Consider the following 24,835-nt stretch of genomic DNA (forward strand, 5'->3'; position numbering starts at 1 on the left):
CTCTACGGTATAAGCTCCGAGTGTGCGGAAAAAAATTATAGTTGAATTACGCGATTGGTGAAATACACTGGGGTGCAAGAACAAGCATGAGTCGAGGAAGCAGGATGTCGGGATCGAACAGGGGCCATGGCCCCGACCGTGAATCTCCCGTCGAACAACCCGCGGCGGCGCAGTGGTCCCAAGGATAGCATGAGCAAGATCGATCCTATTTTCGCGGCGGTCACCGCGCCGGGCACGCCCTTCGAAATCGGCGAGCAAGAAGGGCTGCGTTTCTTCGTGAACGCGCCTTCCGACCTCAACCAACTGATCGAAAGCGCACGCCGTTTCGGTGAGCAGACCTGCATCGTCGATCGCGACGGCCCAGAAGGCGAGCGTCGGCTGAGCTATACCGAAGTCTTCGCATGGCGGGACAGGCTGGCCGCGCATTTGGAGATCGGTCGGGGCGACCGCGTCGCCATCTGCATGCGCAACCGGGCGGAATGGATGGTCGCCTTTCTGGCGGTGATGAAGCTTGGCGGGGTTGCGGTTTTGCTCAACAGCCGGGGTTCTGCGGCTGAACTGGCGGCGATGGTGGAGGAGGTTACCCCCGCCCTGGTGCTGGCCGACGCGGACCGCGCGGTTCTGCTGCGCGACGGCGGCTATGACGGCCGATTGCTGGACGTGACGCAGCCGCTGGAGGATCGTGGCGATGCGGCTGGCGACGGCCTGATCGCCAAGCCGGGCGATCCTTGCGCCATTCTCTTCACCTCAGGCACGACCGGAAGGGTCAAGGGCGCGGTGTTATCTCACCGGAGCCTGATCACCGGGCTTTTGGGCACGCAACTCACTGGCTCCATGGTGCTGCACAATATGGCGCGTGAATATGGCATGCCGGTGGAGACGCTGGCAGCGCAGGTGCCGCCCCAGGCCATTTTGCTCGTCTATCCGCTATTTCATATTTCAGGGTTGGGCTCTGGCTTCCTCGCGCCGCTGCTGTCGGGCGGCAAGATTGTGATCATGCGGCGTTGGGATGCGGAAGAGGCGGTGCACGTCATCGAGCGCGAGAAGGTGACGCAGTTTTCTACCGTTCCCACCATGTTGTGGGACATGGTCAATCGTGCCCGGCTGGAGGACGCCGACCTAAGCTCGATCCGCAACATCGGTTCGGGCGGTCAGGCGCTGCCGCTCAATCTGTTGGAGGAGGTGCGGAAGCTGTGTCCGCATTCGATGCTCGGGACCGGCTATGGTATGACCGAAACATCGGGCGCGATCGCGCAGGCGGTGGGGGCAGACTTTTTGGCGGCGCGGACTTCGGCGGGGCGGGTTTTGCCGCTGGTCGATCTGCGGATCGAGCGGGAGGACGGGACCGTCTGCGGCCCCAATCAGACCGGCGAGATCATCGTGCGCAGCGCCATGATCATGAGCGGATACTGGAACCGGCCGGAGGATACGGCCAAGACCTTCACGGCAGACGGTTGGCTGCGCACGGGCGACATCGGTTATCAGGATGAGGATGGCTATATCTTCATCGTCGATCGGGCGAAAGACATGGTCATCTCCGGCGGCGAGAATATCTATTGCGCCGAGGTCGAGCGGGTGCTGAGCGAAATGCCGCAGATCACCGAATGCGCCACGTTCGGCGTTGCCGACGACCGACTGGGCGAGGCGCTGGTCGCCGTGGTGCAGGCCAAGGGACTGGACGAACGCAGCATCATCAATTGGGTGGGGGAGCGGCTGGCGCCTTACAAAGCGCCGGTTAGGGTCGCCTTTTCGAGCGAGCCGCTGCCGCGCAACCAATCTGAGAAAATCGACAAGATCGCGCTGCGCGCGCTGTGGCCGCAACTGGCCGCGAACAACTGAAACAGGAGAGTTTCGTCATGGGCATGCCCAAGGACATAAAGATCATCGACTGCATGCTGGGCATTCCGGAAGCCGAGGACCGTTCCGCCTGGTTCGATCCCTTCCGTCCGCTGATCAAGGACCAGCAGACGCTTCAGCAGTTTGCCATGCCGGCGCAATATATGTTCAAGGACATTCCGCAGACCGGCAAGACCGACGATTATGTGTCCTGGACCGTCGAGCAGATGGACCAATATGGCATCGACAAGGCCCTGGTCGGCTGGAACGACAATGCGACGTCCTATCGGGCCAAAGAGATGTACGGCGACCGCTTCTTCTTCGACCTGCCCTGCGATCCTAACAAGGGCATGGAGGAAGTGCGGCGGATCAAGCGCATCCATGCCGAAGTCGGCCTGTCCGCGATCAGTGTCTTTCCGGCGGGCACGCTGCCGCAGGTTGCGATCAATCACAAATATATGTTCCCGCTCTACACTTGTGCGGCGGAGCTGGGGCTTCCGGTGCTGCTTAACGCCGGGATTCCGGGGCCGCGTATCCCAATGGAGACGCAGAAGGTCGAGCATCTGGATGAAGTCTGCTGGTTCTTCCCAGAGCTGAAGGTCGTCATGCGGCATGGCGCGGAGCCGTGGGAAGCGCTGGCGGTAAAGCTGATGCTGAAATGGCCCAATCTTTATTATTCGACCAGCGCCTTTGCGCCCAAACATTATCCCAAGGCGATCATCGACTACGCCAATACGCGTGGTGCCGATAAGATCATCTATGCAGGCTATTTCCCCATGGGTCTCAGCCTGGAGCGTATCTTCAGCGATATGCAGAATGTGCCTTTCAAGGACGAAGTCTGGCCGAAATTCTTGCGTGAGAACGCGGTCAAGGTCTTCGGCCTCAACTAATCTGACGGAGCTTTTCATGTCCAACGCCCAAAGCAGCGCCGCCAACGATGCGCGCACGCCCCCCGTCGCCGTCTGGCAGATCCTCGAAAAGCTGAAAGGGCAGGAACTGCTCGACTGGCGGCTTGCCGAGGTGACGGATCGCGCCTCCGTGAAGGAGCGCAATCTCGACATCGGCATCCCCTTTGGGTGGTATCCGCTGCTGCTGTCCTCCGAACTCGCCGTTGGGGAGGTGAAGCCGCTGCGTTACTTCTCGAAGGATCTGGCGATCTGGCGCGGGGAGGACGGCAAGGTCCGCATGCTCGACGCCTATTGCAAGCATCTGGGCGCGCATATGGGCCATGGCGGCAAGGTGCATGGCAATCTGCTGGAATGTCCTTTCCACGCATGGCGCTATGATGGTGACGAGGCGGCGGTGAAGGATATTCCCTACGCCCGCGTCATTCCGCCGCAGGTAAAACGCAAATGCACCCGCAATTGGCACATCACCGAAACCAATCGGTGGATCTGGGCCTGGTATCATCCGGAGGATGTCGAGCCGCTGTTCGAGGTTGCGGTTCTGCCCGAGGCGAGTGATCCCGATTGGACCGATTATGAGGTCCATGAATGGAATGTTTGGGGGTCGCTTCAGAACATGGCGGAAAATGGCGTGGACGTTGCGCATTTCCGCTTCATCCACGGCACCGCGAATGTTCCCTTGGGCGAGCTACGTTGGGACGAATGGGGCCGCGGCGCCGATGTGAAGGCGAAGATGGGCACGCCCTGGGGCGAAGTCGATGGCTGCATCAGCTATGACACGATGGGACCGGGTCAGAGCTGGACGCGCTTTACCGGCATTTCGGAAACGCTGTTGGTCGCCTGTCTCGCTCCCGTTGAGCTGGACCATGTCCATGTCCGCTTCTGCTTTACCCAGCCAAAGGCGCAGGCCGAAGGCGAGCGTGCGGGCGTTGCACGCGCCATCATCCGCGACATTTGCAAGCAGTTCGATCAGGACAAGGTCGTATGGGACCGGCAGAAGTTCGAGCCCAATCCGATCATCTGCGATGGTGACGGCCCCATCCCGCAGTTCCGCAAATATTATGCGCGCTACTATGCGGATCAGGGCGTGACGGCAGAGGCATAGAACGGGTCACGATCAGTCAATCGCATCCGACACCCGCTCGGGCTGAGCCTGTCGAAGCCCCTTTTCTGGTCTGAAGAGGATACAGGCCCTTCGACAAGCTCAGCGCGGACGGGGGCGGGAGAGAGCCTTATTTGGCCATGGCGCTCAAGGCCTGCGCAGGAGTGGATATAAATGAACATGACACGTCGGGAAGGCATGGCGGCTGTCGGCGCGGCGGCGCTGTTGGGGGTGACGGGCGCGGGCAAAGCTGCGGCGCGACGCTCCAGCCTGCTCGACACGCATGACGCGATGGGCCTCGCGGAATTGGTCGCCAAGCGTGAGGTGTCGCCAAGCGAATTGCTCGACGCGGCGATTGGTCGGGCGGAAGCGCTCAATCCGCGCTTCAACTTCATGGCGCAGAAGCATTATGATTATGGCCGCGCGGCGATTGCTAAAGGGCTTCCACAGGGGCCGTTTAGCGGCGTGCCGTGGCTGCTGAAGGATCTCAACACCTATGTTGCGGGTCTGCCGACGGAAAATGGCAGCCGCTTCTACAAAGGATATCGGCCCCAGATCACGTCGGAGCTGGTCCGCCGGATCGAGAAGGCTGGCTTTGTCATCTTCGGCAAGACGACAGTGCCCGAACTGGGGCTCACCGGCACGACCGAGAACAAGCTGAACGGCGACACGCGCAATCCGTGGAATCCCAAGCATATCACGGGTGGGTCGTCGGGCGGAGCTGCGGCCGCAGTGGCGGCGGGCGTGTTGCCTGCGGCCCATGCGACCGATGGGGGCGGATCGATCCGCATTCCGGCGTCTTGCTGCGGCCTGTTTGGGCTGAAACCCAGCCGGGGCCGGGTGCCGATGGGGCCGCCACGCACGGAAGGCTGGGGTGGGCTGTCGGTGCACCACGCGGTGACCCGCAGCGTACGGGATTCTGCGGCTATTCTGGATGCGACGCAGGGGCCTGAGCCGGGTAGCCGCTATGCCGCCCCGACGCCTGCGGAGAACTTTCTATCGCAAATTGGCAAGGCACCCGGACGGCTGCGCATCGCGCTGATGCTGGATGCGCCATCGGGATCGCCGGTCGATCCCGAATGTGTCGAAGCGGCGCGGAAAGCCGCGCGGCTGTGCGAGCGCCTGGGCCATCATGTCGAGGAAGCCGCGCCTAAGCTGGACATTGCGGCGATGGGTGCGGCCAGTTTCGTGCTGATCGGCTCGTCCGTAGCGGCAGACATGCTGGACCGCGCCAAGGCGACGGGCATTGCAATCGGCCCCGAAGTGCTGGAGCCGATCACCCTTGGCTTTACTGCCTATGGGCAGAAGGCGACGGGTATGGACTTTGCGCGCGCCAACAATACGCTTCAGGCGGCAGCGATCAGCATGGCACAGTTCATGGCGAATTATGACGTCATATTGTCGCCGACCCTGGCAGCGCCGCCGCTGGAACTGGGCAAGATCAACCTGTCGCCTGATGTGGATTTTGCCGCTTGGGGTCAACGTGCAGCCAGCTTCTCGCCCTTCACGCAGATCGCGAACATGACCGGGCAGCCTGCCATGTCGGTGCCACTGGCTACAGCGAATAATGGCCTGCCCATCGGCGTGATGTTCATGGGTCGATATGGCGATGAGGCATTGTTGTTCCGGCTCGCCGGGCAGCTGGAAGCCGCCGCACCGTGGAAGAACAGGCGCCCGGCGCTTTAAACCGGATATTTCAGGAGATGAGGATGCGTGGACTGGCAGGCAAGGCCGGGATCGTTGCGGGCGGCGGACGCGGCATTGGGGCGGCGACGGCGCGACGGCTGGCCGCTGAAGGCGCTGGCGTCGTGATCGGCGATATTGCCGGGGACTGGGCGATGGATACCGCGCGCGCCATACGGGAGGAAGGCGGGCGAGCGATCGGCGTGCGCCTCGACGGCACCAAGGCCGTCTCGCAGGCCGCGATCGTCAATGCCGCGCTGGCCGAATTCGGGCGGCTCGATTTCTACCATAGCAATCTGGCTGGCGGCACAGAGGGTGATATCGATGTGCTGAATTGCAGCGAGGAGGTGCTCGACCGCTCCTTCGCCATCAATGCGAAAAGCCATTTCCTTGCCACGCAGGCGGCGCTTCCGGTGCTGATCGAGCGGGGCGGCGGCACGCTGATCTATACGTCGTCCGGTGCGGCGATTTCCGGCAATCCGCTGCAGGTCGCCTATCCGATGACGAAAAATGCGCTGCATGCGCTGGTGCGCCATGTCGCGCGGAAATTCGGCAAGCAGGGTATCCGCGCCAACGGAATCTGCCCCGGTGTCGTTCTGACCGAAGCGGTCGCACAACATCTGACACAGGACTATGTGACATCCATGTTGAACAGCCTGCCGCACAAGCGGCTGGGTCAACCCGACGATATTGCGGGGGCGGTCGCATTCCTGGCTTCCGATGACGGCGAATGGGTCAATGGGCAGCTATGGCACGTCAATGGCGGCTCGCTGCTGCGTGACTGATACACGTCCTACTTCCAATCCATGGGTGGTGCTTGCCACGCTGCTGGCGATCTATATCGTCAACTATGCCGACCGTTATCTGATCACTGGCCTGATCGGTCCGATCAAGGCGCAGTTCGCGATCGGCGACGCCATGGTCGGCATGTTGATGGGGCCTGCCTTCGTGCTGCTCTATGTCATACTCGGCGTGCCCTTTGCGCGGCTGGCGGATCGAACGTCGCGCGTGCAGGTCATCGCGGCGGGTTGTGTCCTATGGAGCGGCGCGACGATTGCGACAGGGATGGCGAGCGGCCCGATCAGCCTGACGCTCGCGCGCGTTGCCGTGGGAGTGGGGGAGGCGGCGTTCGTCGCCCCCGCCTATTCGTTGCTCTCCGATTATTTCCGGCCTGAGCGGCGCGGTCTCGCCTTCGCGATATTGGGGCTGGCCGCCTATGTGGGGCAGATCGCAGGGCAAGCGGGCGGTCCAGCAATCGCGGCGCAGCATGATTGGCGCATGGCTTTCTACAGCATGGGCGCCATCGGGCTGCTTCTGGGCTTTGCCGCGCTGCTGCTCATCCGTGAGCCGCGACGGAGCGGGAGCGGCGAAGGGACGGTGGAGGCGCTGCCGCTTGGTCAATTGGCGCGATGCCTGGTGCGGAGCCCAGCTTATCTGTTCATGATGTTCGCCTTTGGCTTTGGCGTTCTGTCCGGTGTTGCCTTCGGCTATTGGGGTCCGGAGCTGTTCACACGCGCCTATGGCATGGACCCGGTGGCGGTGAAATCGGCCTTCGCCATGAACTTTGGATTGTCCGGCCTGGTGGGAATGCTGCTGTTCGGGGCTTTGTCCGACCGGCTCGCGCGGCGCAGCATGATCTGGCCCTGTCGCCTGTCAGCCCTGGCGTTGGGCGCCGCCACTTGTGCGATCCTGATGGCGAGTTGGGCCGGTAGTTTCGGGACGGCGAGGCTGGCGGCGATACCTGCTGGCCTGCTGGGCGGCGGGTGGTCCGTCGGCTTCATGGCGACGCTGCAATATATGTTGCCGCCGCGTATCCGGGCAGCATCGACGGCGCTGTTCCTGGCGGTGACGACGTTGCTCGGCTTTTTCGTCGGACCTTGGGCCACCGGCGCATTGAGCGAGATGATGGGCCATGACGCCGCGGCGCTTCGCCTGGCGTTGACGCTGATTATTCCGTTCGGCTTCCTTTCGGCCTTGCTCGGCTGGGCCGCGGCCGGACGGGTGGAGCGCGATCGGGCTGCGTTGCACGACGCGCTTTCGATTCGACCTGCCGCCCCTTTGCTGGCAAGACCAGCGGCAGAAAAGGGTTGAGTGACGTGTATGAGTGAGACTTTCATGTTCGACGAGACGGATCGCAAGATCGTCGAACAGTTGCGGCAAAATGGGCGGGCTACCAATCAGCAGATCGCCGAATCCCTGAACCTGATTGCTTCCACCGTGTCCACCCGCATCCGGCGGATGGAAGATGCGGGGATGCTGCGCGTCGTCGCCGTGTCCGACTTCGCCGTGCACGGATATAATGTCGTCATTCACGTTGCGATCCAGGTCAGCGGGCGCCCGGCCTTGGACGTGGCGGAGGATCTGGCCGTTTTTTCTGAAGTCTTCGCTGCGCACCTGGTCACGGGCAGCTATGAAGTCAGCGTGGTTCTGACCTTGAGAGATATTGACGAGCTGCCATCGCTGATCACCGACAAATTGTCCAAAGTGGCGGGTATAAAATCGATGACGCCAGCTATCGGCTTAGACATAGTCCGCTATGGTCTGGACACAGCGCCGGTAGAGAGCAGGAGGCTTGCATGAGAAAGCCGGATCTGGATGAGCTGGATCATCAGCTGATCGACATTTTGGCGCAGGATGCGCGCGTGTCGAACCGTAAGATCGCAAGCGAGCTTGGCGTCAACGAAGGGACGGTCAGGGGCCGGATCAAGCGGCTGCAGCAGGAAAGGCTGATCGCCTTCACTGCGCTAACCGGGCTGAAACTGGAAAAGGCGACCAATCTTGCTTTCATCGCGGTGCAGGCTGACGTCGCGCATGTCCGCCAGATCGCCCGCGACATTGCGCATATCCCGCTGGTGAAGGCGGTGATGATTACGCTGGGGCCGTTCAACATCATGGCCACCTGCCTCTATGACGATCTCGATGATCTGCACAGATTGGCCTCGGGGCAAATACTGTCCATGCCCGGCGTCAATCATGTCGAAACGTCACTGGCGGTCAAAACGGTGAAATTCACCAACAGGGTCGTTCGGATCACAGAAGCTGCCACCGGACTAGCGTAAGTGGCTACGGCTAAATTCGGAATTTATTAAATCATAAATTCCGCAAATCGATGCTTGAAATCTATTTTTCCCTGATATAGCACAAAAGCAGGATGGCGCGTGGATGAAGTCGCGTCGCATGAGCAGGGAGGGATGCGCCGGATCCGCGGTGCCCATCGGCCTTGTTCCGCTATAGGCTGGAACAGGCGCCCTGACGGGATATTTGAAGGCGGCCAAAATGGAATTCGCATTTACCGACGAACAACAGATGATTGCGGAGACGGCGCGGGCCTTCTTCGTTGAAAACGCCACAAGTGAACGCACGCGCAAGGCGATGGCCGACGACGGCATCGACCGTGTGTTGTGGAGCGACTTTTGTCAGGAACTGGGCCTGTCCGGCATCGGCCTTCCGGAAAGTGCGGGGGGTGCGGGCCTGGGAATGGTGGAGCTGGCGATCATCGCGGAAGCTGCGGGGGCTCAAGTCGCCGCTTTTCCGATGCTGGGCAGTTTGGTGCAGGCGGGACAGGCGATCGCGGCAGGCGGAACCGATGCTCAACGGGCCGAGTGGCTGCCGCAAATCATCTCCGGCGATGTGATAAGCGGCTATTTCCCTGACGCCGCCATGCAATCGCAGGCGGATAGGCTGACTGGCGGATCGCGCTTCGTCACCCATGGGGTCGGCGCTGACGTCTTCGTCGTCACCGATACGCAACAGGTCTGGATCGTCCGCGCCGATGCGCCGGGCGTCAGCATCGATACCCAAACGAGCATGGATCAAACGCGTCCCTTTGCCCATGTGCAGCTGGGCGATGCGCCGGGCGAGCGGCTTCCCGACGCGGCTGCCGCGCTGGCCGCTGCTCATCGCGCAGCCTTCATCGCGGTGGCGGCGGAGGCATTGGGCGGTGCGCAGGCATGCCTGGACCGCACCGTCGCCTATTCGAAGGAGCGCATCCAGTTTGGCCGCCCTATTGGCTCCTTCCAAGCCTATAAGCATCGGCTCGCAGATATGATGGTGGAGATCGAGCAGGCGCGCTCTGCCGTCTATTGGGCCGCCTGTGCGGTCGATGAAGGCTCGGAGGAGGCCTCTATGGCTGTCCACGCTGCAAAGTCCTTCGCTACCGATACCTTCTTCCGTTGCGCTGGGGACATGATCCAGCTGCATGGCGGCATCGGCTTTACGTGGGAGCATGACGCGCATCTCTTCTTCAAGCGCGCCCGCTCGCTTCAGACGATGCTGGGCAGCGGCAGCTGGCACCGCGAAAAAATCGCCACGATGATCCTGGGAGAAGCAGCATGAAACTTGGATTTTCCCTGGAAGAGGAACTGTTTCGCCAGGAATGCGCCGATTGGCTGAATGGCCAGATGGCGGGCGAATTCCGCGACATCAAGGGCGTTACCAAACTGACGGGAAGCCCCGAGCGGCGCAAGGAGTGGGAGCAGCAGCTTGCCGCCCATCGCTGGTCCTGCATCGGTTGGCCGAAGGAATGGGGCGGCCGCGACGCCACCTTGGCTCAGCAGGTGATATTCGCTGAGGAATATGCCCGCGCGGGAGTGCCGGGGCGGGTCAATCATATCGGTATCGAGCTTGCCGGGCCGACCATTTTGACCTTCGGCACGCAGGAGCAGAAGCAGCGTTTCCTGCCCGGCATCGCGGCGGGTAAGACGATTTTCTGCCAGGGCTTTTCCGAACCCAATGCCGGATCCGATCTCGCCAGCGTCCGCACCAAGGCGCGGCTGGAGGGTGATGAATGGGTGGTCAATGGGCAGAAGATTTGGACCAGCCTAGCCCATATTTCCGACTGGATTTTCGTTGTCACCCGTAGCGAGGAAGGGTCGCAGGGGCCCAAGGGTTTGACCTTCCTCATGATGCCCATCAATCAGCCGGGTATCGAGATCAGGGGCATCCGCCAGATCAATGGCGATGCGGAGTTCAACGAAACATTCTTTACCGATGCGCGCTGCCCGGCGGACAGCCTGATCGGGGCGGCGGGGGATGGCTGGCGCATTGCCATGGGCTTGCTGGCATTCGAACGCGGCGTATCGACGCTGGGCCAGCAGATGGGCTTCCGCAATGAACTGGACGAGATCATCGCCGCGGCCAAGGCCAATGGCGCGGCCAACGATCCGCTGATCCGTCAGCGGCTCGCCAAGGCGGAGGTCGGGTTGCATCTAATGCGTTATGGCGCGCTGCGGATGCTCTCGCAGACCGATCATTCGAAGATCGACGGAGCGGCGCTTACCTATAAGATCCAATGGGCGAGCTGGCGACGCAATCTGGGCGAATTGGCGATGGACGTGCTGGGGCAGAGTGGCGAAATCAGCGACCATGCGGACTATGAATGGGATAGCTTGCCCAATCTGTTCCTCTTCTCGCGTTCCGACACCATCTACGGCGGCACCAACCAGATTCAACGCAACCTGATCGCGGAGCGCGGGCTCGGACTGCCGCGCGAGCCGCGCGGGACAGCCTGAGTGGACCAGGAGGATGATGCCTTCGAGCGGCTCAAGAACCTGCCGCCGCGCGGGCATCATGCGCTGCTGGGCATCTATACGATCGACAATGGGCCCGATTGGGCTGAGCTTGCCTGTCCGTTCGCGCCCGGCTTCCTGATGGACGCAGAGGCGGGACTGGTATCGTCCGGTCCCATCATCTCGCTGGTCGATGCCGCAGCGGGCGCGGCGATCATCGCGCGGACGCGGCAGTGGCGAGGCATGGCGACGCTGGACCTGCATATCGATTATCTGCGGCTCGCCCGGGCGGGCCACACCATCCATGCCCGGGCGCGCTGCCACCATATCACGCGCAAGGTCGCCTTCACCCGCTGCGATGTCCACGATGGCGATCCGGCCAGCCCGATCGCTGCCGCCACCGCCAGCTTTTTCTTCACGGAAGAGCTATGATCGCGCGCACGCCCTATGCGCAGATGCTCGGCATCCGGAGCGTGGCTACGGACGATGGCGCTGTGACGCTGATGATGCCGGCCACGCCTTCGCTCGAAGGCCGCACCGGCTTTCTCTATGGCGGCGTCATCGCCAGTCTGTTGGAGCTGGCCTGCCTGGAGGCTGTCGCACAAGAGCGCCGGGAGCCCTGGCCCAAGCCGATCAACATGTCCTTCGACTTCCTGCGGGGCGGGCTGATGATCGACAGCTATGCGCAGGCGCGGCTCGTGCGTGTGGGTCGCAGGGTCGTGAATGCGGATGCAATATGCTGGCAGGGGGATCGCGACAAGCCGATCGCCACCGGGAGGATGCACCTGCTGCTGGATTGAAGAACGGGAGGGGAGGAGGATGAAGCTGTTGGACGGCCGCGTGGCCATCATCACCGGGGCGAGCCGTGGCATTGGCGCTGCCATCGCCCGCCGCTTCGCCGCCGAGGGAGCAAAGGTCGCGATCGTCGCGCGCACCCTGGAGCCGGGCAGGGGCGAGCTGACCGGCTCGCTCGCCGAAACGGCAGCGCAAATCAGGGCCGCTGGCGGCGAGTGCCTGCCGATCCAGGCCAATCTGGCTGATCCCATTGATCGGGCGCGGATCGTGCCTGCTGCGGTGGAGCATTTCGGCAGGCTCGACATCCTTGTCAACAATGCCGCCTGGTCGCGCTTCGTAGCGATCTGGGAGGCACAGCCAAAGCATTTCCACCTTGCCTTTCAGATGAACCTGCATGCGCCGCAGGAACTGTCCCGGCAGGCGCTGCCGCATCTCCGTGCGCAGGGAGAGGGATGGATCCTCAATATTTCCAGCGCCACGGCGGACCTGCCGCCACCGGCGCCTTACGATGAGGATGATCGCTATATCCGCTTCAATCGGGATGGCCATGCGACGCTGTATGGTACGACCAAGGCGGCGCTCGACCGCCTGACCGCTGGCTGGGCAGTGGAGCTGTCGCAAGAGAATATCGCGGTGAATTCCCTCGCGCCCGTCGGCGCGGTTGCCAGCGAAGGCGCGCTGGCGGTCGGTGGATGGGACGAGCGCGACCATATCGAGCCGGTGGATGCAATGGCGGAAGCGGCGCTTCAACTCTGCCACCGGCCGGCGAGCGAACTCAGCGGCAATGTCGTGCGCAGCCTGCCGTTGCTGGACCGGTTGCATGTGCCTGTGCGGACGCTGGACGGGCGATAGTCGCAAAGACAGCTGCGGCGCGGGATCAGTCCGGCCTCTCAAATGTTTGCTCCCCGACAGAGAAGGGAGTGAACATGCCAGCACAGGAAAGCGGCCGGGGCAGGACGGCGCAAAGCCCGCGGGAGATGCCGCGCAAGGCTTGGCGCGACATCCTGCTCCGCACCTGGAATGAAAGCAGCACCGACAATGTCGGGCTGATTTCAGCCGGTGTGGCCTTTTACGGCTTTCTGGCCTTCGTTCCGACCTTGGCGGCGCTGGTGCTGTGCTATGGCCTGTTTGCCGATCCTTCGACCATTGCCGACCATCTCCGATCGTTGTTCAGGCTGCTGCCAGAAGAAGCCGCGCGTCTGATCGGCGAGCAACTATTGTCAGTGACCAATAGCGGTGCGGGCAAGAAGGGCTTCGGCCTGGTCGCCTCGCTCGCTTTGTCCATCTATGGTGCGATGAACGGGGCGAGCGCGATCGTGACGGCGGTGAACATCGCCTATGATGAGGAAGAGAGCCGCAGCTTCATCAAGCTGACGGGGCTCGCCTGTCTGATAACGATCGGCTTGTTGATTGCAGGCGTGGTCGCCATTTTCGCGATCGCGGCGCTGGCATTTCTGGAACAGCTGCTGCCCGGTGCACCTGACATCATTATAGTGGCGATCCGCGTCGGGTTCTGGCTGTTCGCTGCGCTTGCCGCGAGCATGATACTGAGCATGATCTACCGCTATGCGCCCGACCGGCATCATGCGCAGTGGCGTTGGCTGACGCCCGGATCGGTGGTGGCGACGATCGGGTGGCTGGCGGTCAGCCTGGGCTTTGGCATTTATGCATCGAACTTCGGTAATTATGGCGCGACCTATGGTGCGCTTAGCGCCGTGGTCGTGACGCTGATGTGGCTTTATCTGTCCGCTTATATCCTGATCCTGGGAGCCGAGCTGAACAGCGAGATCGAACATCAGACGGCTGAGGATACGACGGTCGGCCATCCCAAACCGATGGGCGAGCGCGAAGCCTATGTCGCAGATACGGTTGGGAAAGTGCCCTGAGCGCCAATGATTGCACGCTTTCAGGCAACTTTTTCGCTCCTCACGACTTAGCCTGATCATCAACTGCCAAGCGTTTAGCAAGGGAGACTTTCATGGCGCGGACTCGTGAACAGCGTGGCGAGCAGGAAACCAAAGCGGCGGTCGCCAAGGTGAAGAAGACGGGAAAGCCCACTGGCGGCGCGCGCGGGGGTATCACCGCGCCTGTGACGCCCTCTCCCGAGCTGGCCGACATCATCGGCGACAAGAAGATCCCGCGCAGCGAAGTGGTCAAGAAGATCTGGGCCTATATCAAGGCCAATGACCTTCAAAATCCCAAGGATAAGCGTGAGATACTGGCCGACGACAAGCTGGAGAAAATCTTCGGCGGCAAGAAGGCCAGCATGTTCGAGATGAACAAGCATCTGGCCAAGCATCTGCAGGCCTGACGCGATCAGGACGCTTCAAACGTCAGATCCGAGTTCAACTCGCTGTAACGGACAAACAGAAAAGGCCTCCTTCCCGGTTGAGGGGAGGAGGCCTTTGAACAAGCTGGTCCTCAAAGAGCGACCAGCCTATGATCAGGCGCGCATCAGCGAACCGCCGTTCACGTCAATGATCGAGCCGCTGATCCAGCGGCCGTCATCGGAAAGCAGCAGCGCCACCACTGCGGCATGATCTTCGGACTCGCCCAGCCGGGTGTGGGGCGTCTTTGCCATATAGTAGTTCGCCCATTTTTCCGCTTCAGGGCCGTTGGCTTCCATCTGCTTCTTCATTTCCCCGGTAACGGTAAAGCCCGGTGCAAGAACGTTGGCCGTCAGCCCTTCCTTGCCCCAGCGCGACGCAACGTGACGCATCAGGGCGTTCACCCCCGCCTTTGTCATCGCATAGGAGGGGCGGGTAGGCTCAGCGCCATGGGCGGCTCCGGAACTGGTATAAACGATCGCCGATTCCTTGTTCTTCAGCAGATGCGGCAGAACGGCGCGCGTGCACAGCAGGTGCCCGCGCAGGTTGACCGCGACCGTGCGGTCGAACACGGCGAGGTCCAGAGCGAGAGCGTCGGAATCCTCCATGATCACGCGCAGATCGGCAGCGTTGATATGCGCGCCGTCCAGACCGCCAAGCTGCTCTACGGCCGCCTGAACGGCGTCATTGACCGACTTCTCGTCCGAAATATCGACATGCACGGCAAAGGCTCCGTTGCCTGCCGCCTGTGCAGCCGCTTCTGCACCGGCCAGATTGATGTCGGCGGCGCAGACCCGCGCGCCTTCTTCGGCCAGGCGCTTGACTGTCGCCGCGCCAATGCCGGTGGCGCTGCCGAAAACGATGATGCGGCGGTCCTTCAGTCTGCTGTTCATTACACTTCTCCGATAATTCTTTACTGTGTGATCAGGCCCGGCCGAATTGCGCTATCAGCAACCATGTGCCGCCTGCGACCAGCAGGAAGATCACTAGCGCCATCCACGCAGGCGCGAAACGCAAAACCGGCTGTTCGCCAGTCCATCGCCGCGATCCGCTGATCATCGGGCCGATAAGGTTATCGCGGCGATGGATCAGGTAAAAGAGGATCGCCACGACATGCAGCGCCGTCAGCGTCAGGATGATGTTGAAGACGAACGCGTGCCATTCCGCCGCGACCCGTCCGGTGTCAAAATCCACCAGATAGGCGAAGGGGCCGGATTCCATGCCGTCGATATCGACCGAGAAGAAGCCGAGGCCGACTTGCGTCGCCAGCAGCGCAATCATCGCCAAAACGCTCCAGCCGCCAACCGGATTATGGCCAGGCGCCGGAGCCGCCCCCCGGTTGAACATATGACCGCGCACGTAGCGGAACAGCGTTACGGGCCCGCCCACGAAATGGGAAAAGCGGGCGGTGCTGCTGCCCGCAACGCCCCAGATGAGGCGGAAGAGCAACAGCGTGAAGATGCTGTATCCTGCGAGCCGATGCCAATCAAGCATCCGTTCTTCCGCCGTCCACCAGGCGAGCCCCAACAGGGGCACCAATGTCCAGTGGAACAGACGGGTTGGCAGGTCCCAGATGCGCAGGCGCGCAGGCGCGCCGCTCATGTCCGCCTCGGCCATCAAAGCTCCGCGCGGAAACGGTCGTGACAGCTTTTGCAGGTGCCGCCCAGCGTGTTGCGCGCTGCGCTGAGGCCGGCGGCATTACCGCTCGCGGCAGCCGCATCCAGCGCCCGGGCGGCGGTGATCATGTCGCCCTGAAGCTTCACGAAGGCGGCATTGTCCTTCCAGATTTCAGGCTTGGCGCGGGTCTTAAGGCCGGCCTCCGGGCCGCTGCCCTTGGGGAAATATTTGGGCAGCAGTGCGGCGCGTGCGGCGATGTCGCGCGCCAGCGGCTTGACGCTGTTCATGTCGGGCGCGCCCGACTTCAACTCGTCATTGATGCTTTTGAATGCTCCGCCGATCTCCTTGTAGCTCGCCTGGCGGGCCTTGATCGCGTTGGTGACTGCAGGCGCCGCAGCATAGGCGGCGTAGCTGGCCAGCATGCCAAACGCCAGGAAAGCTGCGGAATAGGATCGCTTCATCTTTTGCCTCATTGTTGCTGTCATCGTCAGGCGAGTATTTCGCTCACCGGCCGTTTGGTGTTCATGGCGTCTAGCCCCCAGGAATCCACAGGCATTCCCATCACTTGCTGAAGGGTCAGGCCGACGCGGCTGATCGTCTCTCCACCGCCTTGGATATGCAAGCCGGATTTCACCTTTCCTCCGGCCTTGCCCGCAAGCATGACAGGGATGCCCAGGACGTCATGGTTTTTCGCATAGGATACGTCCGAATGCGCGAAGACCAGCATATTGTCGAGCAGGGTGCCATCGCCTTCCTTGACGGCGGCCAGTGCGGAAACGAAGTCCGCCCAGGCTTCCATGTTGCGGATGGCGAAGAAATCGACCGTTGGCTGATAGCCGATGGAGCGGTCGATCAGTTCCTCATGCGTGCTTTGATGATAGCCGGTGGTCTGACCTGCTTGCCGCAAGTCGGAGGCGGCGGTGGAAAACGTCATGTTGAATACGCGCGTCTGGTTGCAGGCGAGCGCCATCGCCAACATTTCCGCCATCAAGCGATGATTATTCTTCCGCCGATCGACATCGGTAATGTCGCCCGACACGGCGGGCGCTTCTTGCGGCACGACGCAAGCTTCGGCCGGCGGTGGCTTCTGCAATTGCAGCGCCAGCTTTCCTTCCATCTCGCGGACCGAGGTGAAATATTGATCGAGCCGGGCCTTGTCGGAAGCACCGAGACGCTTTTGCAGCGCCTGGCGCTGCTCCGTCACGCCTGACAATACGCTGCGGCGTACCATGATGCGGGGGTCGGGCGTGAAATCCGCCTTGTTGGGATCGTTGAAATCCTGTCCGAAAATCTTGCGGTAGAATTCGACAGCGTTGGGGGTCGCGGAGTTCATGCTGCGCCCATCACGGAAGGAATAGCTGGTCCGCGCATCGCCGTCTGCGGACAGTTCGAGTGAGCGGAAGAAGGAACCGTTGCCGATGGCGTCGGCGATCAGGACATCCAAAGTAGGTGCGCGGATGCCGAGCCAATCGTCGGTCGGCGCACCGGTCCGCACGGCAGTGTTGCCCGACAGGTGGGGCAGATTGCCCTTTCCATCCAGCAGCACATCGAAGCCCGTCAGCACGCTGATATGCTGCTTCACCTTGGCGATCGGCGCCAATTGCGGCGGCAGGTCATAATCCGCGCCGACGGTCTTGGGCTGCCAGCGATCCGGGATCATGCCGCATCCCCAGAACCAGGTGCCGAACCGCACCGGAAGCCTGCCTCCGCCCATGGTCGCGGCGAAGGCCGTCCCACTATCATTCAGGAAAGCATCGAGCAGCGGCAAGCCCAAGGTGACCGCCCCGCCGCCCAACACGCCCCGCAGCAGAAATCCGCGCCTAGTCGTTCCATCAACCATCAACCAGCCTCCTTGGTTCTGCGGACAATCCCCGCGCGGCGATCAGGCACGAGGCGCGGCATGGCAAAGAGCGCCGGATCAAGCGCGATTGTGCGCATCAGAGCAGTGAAACGATAGCCCGCCGTCGTGAAATCCTGGTTCAGCCGCGCGATATCGGCACCGTCGGCCTCAGTCGGATTGCGTCCAAGGGCATAGCGCCAGGCAGACTGAACCAGGCATGTGCTGACGCGCGGGTTGTTGCGGAACAAGCCGCCGAGCGCCGCCGCGCCATCAAACGCTTGTTTTTCGAAATTGCCGGTGACGTCGATCGGCTCATCATGCTCCACCTTGCGGAACTGGCCCGCGCCGTCGAACTGCTCCAGGCCAAGACCAAGCGGATCGGTTTTACGGTGGCAACTCGCGCATTCCTCATCGTCAAGATGTGCCTGAAGCCGGGCGCGGGTGGTCTTTAGCGTCGGGTTATCGACATTCTGCACCACCGCGAAGTTTACATTGGCGGGCGGGGCAGGGATTTTCTCGCACAGGAATATCTCTCGCAGCGCCACGCCCCGCAGTGTCGGCGATGTGCGGCCCGGATGCGAATGCTGCGATAACAGGCTGGCATGGGTGAGAAGCCCGCCCCGGGGGTCCCCCTGCGGAAATTCATGGATGTACCAGTTAGCCGTTGACACCGGTATATCGTAGATCGGTCCGAGCGACTTATTCATAGCGATGGCGCGCGTGGTGAAGAGATCCCGATAATCGCCCTTCCGCTCGACCAAGAGCCAATTGATCGTGCGGAGCGTCTGTTCGCGCAGCGCGGTCGCTACCGTCGGTGAGAAGGCGGGGTAAATCAGCGAGTCCTTCGCCAATTCATCCATTCCGTCCAAGCGAAGATAGTCGGTGAAGAAGGCGCGAACACCCTGCTCGAAGCGGGGCGAGCCGATCATGCGATCCACCGCTTTCGCGAGGCCAGCCTGCGTATCCAGCGCGCCGCTCGCCGCATCGTTTAGCAGCGCCTGATCGGGGGTCGTGTTCCAGAGGAGGAAAGAGAGGCGACTGGCCTTCGACCAGGCATCGATGCTCCGCTTGGAGGCGGCAGGCCGATCGACGCGAAACAGGAATTCGGGGCTGGTCAGCATACCCGACAGCGTCGCGGCCAGACCGGCGTGGAAGCTGCCGAGCGTGCTGGCGGCGGAAACCGTCTCATTTGTCAGCGCGGTGACTTCCGCTGCAGCCATTGGCCGCCTAAAGAGCTGCGGCCCCACATGTTCGATGAAGCGGCGGGCGCAGGCAGCGCCATCCTTGTCGGCGGCGGACGGTTCGCATCCGACCAGCTTGGCGCGATGCTGTTCATCCGTCACCTGAGCCGCAATATTCCGTGCCAACCCTTCATATTGTTCCAGACCGGCTGCCGTGACGGAGACGGCGCTGGTGCCGACCGCTTGCAGCCCATCGATGCGCAGATCGGGTTCGAACCGGCCGACAACCTTGATGTCTGGTCCGAAAATGTCCGCGATGACGCTGCGATACTGGCTTTCGGTCAATCGCCGAAGCTGGCTGGCCGGGGTACTGCTGTGCGCTTCGTCAGCCCGCGCTCCGTTGAACGCGATGCTCAGGCCCAGCGTCAGGCAAGCGCCTGCTAGCGTGAGTGAGGAAAGGGCGCGCAACTTCATTTTCGCACGCCTGACCAGGGCACGGCCGCGCCGGTGTGGACTATGGAACAGCCCTCGGCGTCCTCTCTCACCTTCATATATCCTCTCGCTTAACTTTATTCTTCCAGATGGCGCTTCTCCTGATCGTCGGCCACCCCAATTTCAATCAAGGGGCGCGGCTTTTTCGGGCAGCGGCTTTTGGAAAGTCGGATAATTGTGAGATTTATCTCCGCCTCCATATCCGCTAAAGTGATCGAAAATTAGGGGAAGAGATGGTGCGCTCCACAGAGCCCAGACACAGTGAATGGCATCTGGCCGAAAGCGTCGCCGAACGTGTTCTGGCGATCTATGCCGATGTCTTCGGATCCACCGCCCCATTGTTCCGCCATGTAGGGCGAACGGAAGATGAGGGGCTGTCACTGTCCAACCTGCCCGTCACGGATCTCGCACGCATTACCAGCAGGGCCACCAATGAGCTGGCGGGGAGGGATGCGTTGCTGGCGGGGCATCAGACCTTGCGCCCCTGCGACTGGCGGGTGGTTCTATACAGCCTGACCGGGGCGCGAACCTTGCGCGAAGCGATCATGCGCTGTTGCGAGTGTTTCGAGGCGATAGACTGGCGGTGCGGCAAGATGACGCTGCGCACGCATGGCGACGGCGCACAGTTGCAGCTCCAAGCGATCCGGTCGGGCGGATCGACGCCTGCGCGCTGTCTGATTGACCTGTTTGGAATGATGGAGATACATGGCCTGCTGGGTTGGCTGATCGATCTGCGCATTCCTGTTCGCCACGCTTGTCTGAGCCACTCGGCTGATGTTTTTGGCGCCCTCGACCTGCCCGAATTGCCCTTTCCGGTGCGGCTGAACGAAGGATGGAGCGGCTTTGATTTCAGCGCTGCCTTACTCGACTATCCGGTCGTCCGGACCGGCGATGAGCTTGATCGGCGGCCGGTGAACAATCTGCTGTTCGTGTCCGGCGTTCGGGAAGCGGATCGGCAGCCTGCCGAAATGCGAGTCCGGAGCATCGCGATGGCGGCGCTGCGAAATGCTGGCCGTTTGCCCGCTTTTGGCGAGATCGTCAGCAGCCTGGGCGGGAGCGAAGCCACGCTGCGCCGCCAACTTGCGCGGGAGGGCACAAGCTATCGGCAGGTACGCGAAAGCTGCCGCCGTGAGCTGGCCCTGCATCTGCTGCGTAGGAGCGATATGTCGATCGAGGAGATCGCCGTCCGGTTGGATTATTGCGACTCCGATGCCTTCCGCCAGGCGTTCCGGACATGGACCGGCGACTCTCCCACGGCCTACCGTCAGGGAAGCGCCGCCATCGTGCGGGAGCCGGAAATGGAGGCGTAATCGCTTGCAGCTTGTGAGCGTCGCGCGCTGCTAGCTGCGAGGGCTGCCGCCGACGCGTTTCTGGGCGTCGATGCCGTCGACCAACATCTGAAGCGATCGCTCCCAATTTTCTGGGTCAACAATTGCCGCGAAGCTGTCCAGGTTGGCGACCAACAGCGGCAGTTCGGCAGGCGGGCGGCTGTTCACCGTGTCACGCACGCTCACGGAATAATCCGCGGCATAGGATCGCGCATGGGACGCAAGCACCGCCGATCCCATGACCAGCGTATCGACCGCCTTCAGGATGCTAAGCGCTTCTCCGGCCGCAAAGCCGTGTTTCGTCATGGTTTCCAGCCAGCTTTCGACGCTGTCGATCTTGATGGCGGGGCTGAGCTTTCCGTTCATCACCAAGGGCAATAATTGAGCGTCGCTGTGGAAGAGGTCATAGGCGGCGCGGGCATAGGCGAGGGCATAGTCGCGCCAGTCCTGGCCAACATCCTCGGGGAATGGCTGCGTGCTGATCGCGTGGCGCGCGGCGAGACTGATCAGTTCCTCGCGGCCCTTCACATAATTATAGAGAACTGCGACACGCACGCCCAGTCGCTCCGCCAGCGCAGACATGGTTAAATCCTCCAAGCCAAGGGCAATCGCCGCCTCGACCAGCTGACTGGTCGTTAGCCGTCGCGGGCGGCCTGCACGCTTGGCAGGGAAGGCGGGTGGCTGGGTCAATCTGGCTTTCCTAGCTTCGTTGAAGATGCGGCCTCACTGGCGCGGCCGTGGCCTTCCATGCTGATCCGCAACGGTCTGCGCAAGGGCGGAGCTGGAGGATGGTGAATGTCGGCGTAAAAGCAGAACCCTGCCCTCGCGGACGCGAGGACAGGGTTCCGTTTTAGCAGTTCCGGCTTTCTCCCCAGAGGGGTCAGTCGGAAAGCTGTTACCAGTTGAAGGTCAAGGTCGCGCCAATTTCGCGCGGGTTCGTCACGTTGACCGTGCTGTAACCCGACTGGAAGGAGCCAGCCACGACAGCGTTGGTCTGCACTTCGCCCAGCGAGATATTCGTGATGCGCTTTTGATTGAGCACATTCTTCGCGAAGGCGCTGAGTTCCCATTTGTCGTCGTTCGAACGGACTCCGACGAACAGGTTGACCAGCTCACGATGCTTGAAGCGATACTGCGACTGCCACCAGTAATAGCTCGGCGTGTAGGTTAGCAGCGCGCTGACGAAAGGCGTGACAGTATCCATCGGGAAGCGGACTTCCGTGTTGGCATTCAAGCTGAAATCAGGCGTGTTGGCCAGCTTGTCGCTGCTCGTGCAATAGCTGACATTGCCAGGTCCGGTGACATTTTGTGGACCAGTGGTGTTCGGAGTTCCAGTACCCGCGTAGTCGTTGCACGGCAGGCTGGCATTGTCCCAGCGAGCCTTTGTGTAGGCTGCGCTGACGTTCAGATCCCAATTGGGCGTGGGCCGTGCATTGATAGAAGCTTCGATACCCTTGATCGTGGCATCGCCATTATAATTGAAGTCAAAAGTGCCATTGGGCTGGCCCGGGTTGCTTGGCGATTCCCAGTAGATGCTGTTGAAGCGGCTGAGGAAACCATCGAGCTTCTGATAGTAAGCTGCGACGGAATAGTTCAGCTTGCGATCGAACAGCGACCCCTTCAGACCAGCTTCAACCGAGTCGGTCTTTTCCGGCTGCGTCTGGATGAGGTCGGCGCTCACAACGGCCGGCCCGGCAACCTTCGAACTGCCTTGGCGGAATGAATGTCCATAGGCCGCATAGACATTCAGGTCAGGCGTCACTTCATAATTGATCGTCGCACCGCCGGTGATCGGCGTGTTCTTGGTGCGCTGAAGCGCTGCGGGGATGATTTCAACGTCAGGCGTATTGAAGAAGCCCACGAGTTGCTGCTGTGTTGTTTGCACCTTCTTCAGGATCGAATAGCGAAGGCCGCCCTGAACAGTCAGCGGGCCAGTCTTGTAGCGGAGATTCCCAGCAAACGACCAGACCTGAGAGTTCACTGGCACCGTCACCAACGCTCGGAGCGGCAATTGATTGGGGAAGGTGAAGGGTGCGATGCTGTTCGGGGGCGAACAGCCCGCCAGTGCGCAGGGTGGATTAACCTGCGCAGTAGGCGCGACATTATAAAGGAACAGGCTGCTATCCTGGTCCACGAACGTCGTACCCGTCTGCTTCGAATGGAATGCGCTCACACCCCAGCCAAGCCCTTCATCATTGTTCGAACTCAGTCGCAGTTCGGCCGTATCGACCTTGTACGGTGTGGTCACGTTCGACGTCTGAATATAGCCCGGAATGGCATTCGCGGAATCCAGGTCACGGGAGATCTTCAACTTGCTGTATTGATGGGCACCGACAAAGGACAGCGTCGCCGGACCAAGATCATAGTCGAACTGCAGGTTGACGAGATGAGTTTCATTCTGGTTGCGGAAGATGCCTTCCTGCACGGAACCCCGGTCTGAGACGCTGAGCGGCGGACCTGACCTGACCGTGGTGTCTGGTGTGAAAGGACGGCCGCCGAACGCTGCGGGAAGAAGGACGATCGGGGTGCCGAAAAGAGTCTCGTACTGGCCAAGAGGCGTATTTCCACTTCCGACCACCTGCTGGAACACGCGGTTGTCCGCATGCAGATACTGATAGGTCAGGTAAGCGGTGAAGTCGGTGCTTGGCTTCCAGCCCAGAGTGATGCGTCCGCTCTCCGTACGGCTGCGTGAATATTGGTCGGTATTGACGTTCCGCACTTGGTTCACGCGGTTGCCATCGACCACACCGGCGACGCGGATCGCGAGCGTGTCATTGAAGGCGAGGGAAGCGCCGCCCTGGACGTTGTAGGCGTGCCGGTCGGTGCCGGTGGCCTGCAAATAGCCTTCAGGGCCGTCGAAGTTCGGCTTGCGCGTGGCGATGGTAATCGAGCCAGCGGGAGCCGACAGGCCGCGCAACAGACCCTGGGGACCGCGCAGAACTTCGATCTGCTGGATGTCGTAGATCGCAGTGAAGATCGTCTGCGCATCCGTAGGGATTTCATTATAATAGGTCTGAACTGCAGGCCCGGTGCCCTGATCAGGATCGAAGGTGATGCCGCGCAGGGTGGTCGTATTGTTGCGGCCGGTCGTGTTGGTCAGCTGAAGACCCGGCGCAAGCTGGGAGACGTCCTTGACGTCGAAAATCTTGAACTTTTCGAGCTGTTCACCCGTAGCGACGTTCACGGACATCGGAACGTCCTGCAACCGTTCTTCGCGGCGGGTGGCCGTGACGATGATGTCGGCGTTGGGATTTTCTGCACCCGCCTGGGCGAAAGCCACGCCCGGTACGGCAAAGGCAGAGACACTGGCGCACAGGAGCGCCGTGCGCTTAACGCGCTTCATTCGCATCGATAATCCTCCCCAAGAGGTATGTTTCAGTTAAAACGGCTCTCGTGATCTTGGGCCGTTTGCGTGCACTATATCGGAGTCACCAACGCAGGCAACAATTTTTCTGAACGATCGCGTGCGAAATGACTCTGTAACCGGACGTTCCGTAACGCATCTTGCGAATGGCGCCCGCAGACCGGAATAATGCTCGGGAAAAACCGAAGCTCTAGAGGTCGGCAGGGCTTGTGATGCCGCCGCAAAATAAGGCGGTCAGCCGCCGCGCATGACGGTTGAGCTGCACCGCATCGACACTGTCATCTGCTTCGCCCTGAAAGAAGCGGCGATGTGATTCCGACAGGATCAGGCTGGTCAGAGATTCCGCTGCAAATCCCACATCCTGATCGGGCAAGATCCCTTGATCCACCAGCGACTGCAAATAGGCGGCAAGAGGATCGAGATAGCGCCGCACCACCACTTGCTCGATCTGCGGCCGCGCTTCCTCAAAGAATGATGAGTTCAGCATCAACAGGCGCCGCATCGCTGTCGCATAAGGCTCGCACACTTCAGCGAGGCATTGTTCGACGAAGGAAAGGAGGCTTTCCTGCCAGCGAGCGCGTGGCGGCACGGCCAAGGGTTGAAGCGCGTAGCCGAGCATTTGCCGCACGACCGCGGCGAAGAGGGCGGGCTTGTTCGGATAATGGGCGTACACCGTCTTCCGCGACAGGCCGGAAGCCGTGATGATCGTGTTCATCGTCAGGCTGGGCCCATGTTCAACCAGCATGCGCATGGTGGTTTCGACCAGCCGATGCTCGATTTCCGCACTTTCCTCGCGGCGGGGGCGACCTGGGCGGCGAGCGGGCGGGTTGTCAGTCATGGGCGGCGTCCCTGGCAAAA

At 61.5% G+C, this 24,835-nt stretch carries 24 protein-coding genes; 16 read left to right on the top strand and 8 right to left on the bottom strand.

Translation table 11 applies throughout. From position 1 onward, the window contains the following. The first annotated feature begins 189 nt into the window (after positions 1 to 189). The 15 genes from EP837_RS17855 (at position 190) to EP837_RS17925 (ending at position 14,139) form a co-directional block, all read left to right on the top strand. Positions 190 to 1,839, top strand: coding sequence for a class I adenylate-forming enzyme family protein (locus tag EP837_RS17855; RefSeq protein ID WP_066531835.1), 1,650 nt, complete (start codon positions 190 to 192; stop codon positions 1,837 to 1,839). A 17-nt stretch (positions 1,840 to 1,856) separates the two neighbouring features. Then, the gene (locus tag EP837_RS17860; RefSeq protein ID WP_066531838.1) at positions 1,857 to 2,726 is read left to right on the top strand and encodes an amidohydrolase family protein; all 870 of its coding nucleotides are present in this window, start codon (positions 1,857 to 1,859) and stop codon (positions 2,724 to 2,726) included. Positions 2,727 to 2,742: 16 nt separating this feature from the next. Then, the gene (locus EP837_RS17865; protein WP_066531433.1) at positions 2,743 to 3,846 is read left to right on the top strand and encodes a Rieske 2Fe-2S domain-containing protein; all 1,104 of its coding nucleotides are present in this window, start codon (positions 2,743 to 2,745) and stop codon (positions 3,844 to 3,846) included. 171 nt (positions 3,847 to 4,017) lie between these two features. After that, positions 4,018 to 5,529 (top strand): amidase, encoded by a 1,512-nt coding sequence (locus tag EP837_RS17870; RefSeq protein WP_082919784.1) that lies wholly within the window; start codon positions 4,018 to 4,020, stop codon positions 5,527 to 5,529. A gap of 23 nt (positions 5,530 to 5,552) precedes the next feature. Next, positions 5,553 to 6,311 (top strand): SDR family NAD(P)-dependent oxidoreductase, encoded by a 759-nt coding sequence (locus tag EP837_RS17875; protein WP_066531437.1) that lies wholly within the window; start codon positions 5,553 to 5,555, stop codon positions 6,309 to 6,311. Then, positions 6,304 to 7,617 carry an MFS transporter gene (locus tag EP837_RS17880; RefSeq protein ID WP_197486376.1) on the top strand — a complete coding sequence of 438 codons (1,314 nt, stop codon included), beginning with the start codon at positions 6,304 to 6,306 and terminating at the stop codon, positions 7,615 to 7,617. Before EP837_RS17875 ends, EP837_RS17880 begins: the two co-directional genes overlap by 8 nt. A gap of 9 nt (positions 7,618 to 7,626) precedes the next feature. Beyond that, a complete protein-coding gene (locus EP837_RS17885; protein WP_066531445.1) occupies positions 7,627 to 8,106 on the top strand; it encodes an Lrp/AsnC family transcriptional regulator in 480 nt (159 codons plus the stop codon). Next, the gene (locus tag EP837_RS17890; RefSeq protein ID WP_066531447.1) at positions 8,103 to 8,585 is read left to right on the top strand and encodes an Lrp/AsnC family transcriptional regulator; all 483 of its coding nucleotides are present in this window, start codon (positions 8,103 to 8,105) and stop codon (positions 8,583 to 8,585) included. Before EP837_RS17885 ends, EP837_RS17890 begins: the two co-directional genes overlap by 4 nt. A gap of 217 nt (positions 8,586 to 8,802) precedes the next feature. Next, positions 8,803 to 9,861 carry an acyl-CoA dehydrogenase family protein gene (locus EP837_RS17895; RefSeq protein WP_066531449.1) on the top strand — a complete coding sequence of 353 codons (1,059 nt, stop codon included), beginning with the start codon at positions 8,803 to 8,805 and terminating at the stop codon, positions 9,859 to 9,861. Continuing rightward, positions 9,858 to 11,036 carry an acyl-CoA dehydrogenase family protein gene (locus tag EP837_RS17900; RefSeq protein WP_066531450.1) on the top strand — a complete coding sequence of 393 codons (1,179 nt, stop codon included), beginning with the start codon at positions 9,858 to 9,860 and terminating at the stop codon, positions 11,034 to 11,036. Before EP837_RS17895 ends, EP837_RS17900 begins: the two co-directional genes overlap by 4 nt. Then, the gene (locus EP837_RS17905; RefSeq protein ID WP_066531454.1) at positions 11,037 to 11,465 is read left to right on the top strand and encodes a PaaI family thioesterase; all 429 of its coding nucleotides are present in this window, start codon (positions 11,037 to 11,039) and stop codon (positions 11,463 to 11,465) included. Next, a complete protein-coding gene (locus EP837_RS17910; protein ID WP_066531455.1) occupies positions 11,462 to 11,833 on the top strand; it encodes a PaaI family thioesterase in 372 nt (123 codons plus the stop codon). The genes EP837_RS17905 and EP837_RS17910 overlap by 4 nt, the downstream gene beginning before the upstream one ends. A gap of 19 nt (positions 11,834 to 11,852) precedes the next feature. Continuing rightward, the gene (locus EP837_RS17915) at positions 11,853 to 12,680 is read left to right on the top strand and encodes an SDR family NAD(P)-dependent oxidoreductase (protein WP_066531456.1); all 828 of its coding nucleotides are present in this window, start codon (positions 11,853 to 11,855) and stop codon (positions 12,678 to 12,680) included. Between the two features lie 74 nt (positions 12,681 to 12,754). Beyond that, positions 12,755 to 13,714: a YihY/virulence factor BrkB family protein gene (locus tag EP837_RS17920; RefSeq protein ID WP_066531457.1), complete on the top strand. Its 960-nt coding sequence runs from the start codon at positions 12,755 to 12,757 to the stop codon at positions 13,712 to 13,714. Between the two features lie 92 nt (positions 13,715 to 13,806). After that, the gene (locus EP837_RS17925) at positions 13,807 to 14,139 is read left to right on the top strand and encodes an SWIB/MDM2 domain-containing protein (RefSeq protein WP_082919786.1); all 333 of its coding nucleotides are present in this window, start codon (positions 13,807 to 13,809) and stop codon (positions 14,137 to 14,139) included. A 132-nt stretch (positions 14,140 to 14,271) separates the two neighbouring features. Here the strand turns inward: EP837_RS17925 and EP837_RS17930 are convergent, their stop codons facing one another. The 5 genes from EP837_RS17930 to EP837_RS17950 are packed head-to-tail and all read right to left on the bottom strand — an operon-like array spanning position 14,272 to position 19,267. Next, the gene (locus EP837_RS17930; protein ID WP_066531459.1) at positions 14,272 to 15,048 is read right to left on the bottom strand and encodes an SDR family NAD(P)-dependent oxidoreductase; all 777 of its coding nucleotides are present in this window, start codon (positions 15,046 to 15,048) and stop codon (positions 14,272 to 14,274) included. Positions 15,049 to 15,079: 31 nt separating this feature from the next. Further along, positions 15,080 to 15,772, bottom strand: a complete 693-nt coding sequence (locus EP837_RS17935) for a cytochrome b/b6 domain-containing protein (RefSeq protein ID WP_066531461.1) — start codon at positions 15,770 to 15,772, stop codon at positions 15,080 to 15,082. Next, positions 15,772 to 16,233 carry a c-type cytochrome gene (locus EP837_RS17940; protein ID WP_197486377.1) on the bottom strand — a complete coding sequence of 154 codons (462 nt, stop codon included), beginning with the start codon at positions 16,231 to 16,233 and terminating at the stop codon, positions 15,772 to 15,774. Before EP837_RS17940 ends, EP837_RS17935 begins: the two co-directional genes overlap by 1 nt. Before the next feature lie 26 nt (positions 16,234 to 16,259). Then, positions 16,260 to 17,612 carry a DUF1552 domain-containing protein gene (locus EP837_RS17945; protein ID WP_066531466.1) on the bottom strand — a complete coding sequence of 451 codons (1,353 nt, stop codon included), beginning with the start codon at positions 17,610 to 17,612 and terminating at the stop codon, positions 16,260 to 16,262. Next, positions 17,612 to 19,267 (bottom strand): DUF1592 domain-containing protein, encoded by a 1,656-nt coding sequence (locus EP837_RS17950; protein WP_066531468.1) that lies wholly within the window; start codon positions 19,265 to 19,267, stop codon positions 17,612 to 17,614. The genes EP837_RS17945 and EP837_RS17950 overlap by 1 nt, the downstream gene beginning before the upstream one ends. A gap of 251 nt (positions 19,268 to 19,518) precedes the next feature. On the opposite strand from EP837_RS17950, the gene EP837_RS17955 reads away from it, so the two are divergent. Continuing rightward, positions 19,519 to 20,595, top strand: a complete 1,077-nt coding sequence (locus EP837_RS17955; protein ID WP_066531470.1) for a helix-turn-helix domain-containing protein — start codon at positions 19,519 to 19,521, stop codon at positions 20,593 to 20,595. Between the two features lie 30 nt (positions 20,596 to 20,625). Here the strand turns inward: EP837_RS17955 and EP837_RS17960 are convergent, their stop codons facing one another. From EP837_RS17960 to EP837_RS17970, 3 genes are all read right to left on the bottom strand, one after another. Next, a complete protein-coding gene (locus EP837_RS17960) occupies positions 20,626 to 21,303 on the bottom strand; it encodes a TetR/AcrR family transcriptional regulator C-terminal domain-containing protein (RefSeq protein WP_066531471.1) in 678 nt (225 codons plus the stop codon). Between the two features lie 205 nt (positions 21,304 to 21,508). Further along, positions 21,509 to 23,956, bottom strand: a complete 2,448-nt coding sequence (locus EP837_RS17965; protein WP_066531472.1) for a TonB-dependent receptor — start codon at positions 23,954 to 23,956, stop codon at positions 21,509 to 21,511. A gap of 211 nt (positions 23,957 to 24,167) precedes the next feature. Further along, the gene (locus EP837_RS17970; protein ID WP_197486378.1) at positions 24,168 to 24,815 is read right to left on the bottom strand and encodes a TetR/AcrR family transcriptional regulator; all 648 of its coding nucleotides are present in this window, start codon (positions 24,813 to 24,815) and stop codon (positions 24,168 to 24,170) included. Positions 24,816 to 24,835 lie beyond the last annotated feature (20 nt).

The organism is Sphingobium sp. EP60837, from assembly GCF_001658005.1.
Lineage (GTDB): Bacteria > Pseudomonadota > Alphaproteobacteria > Sphingomonadales > Sphingomonadaceae > Sphingobium > Sphingobium tyrosinilyticum.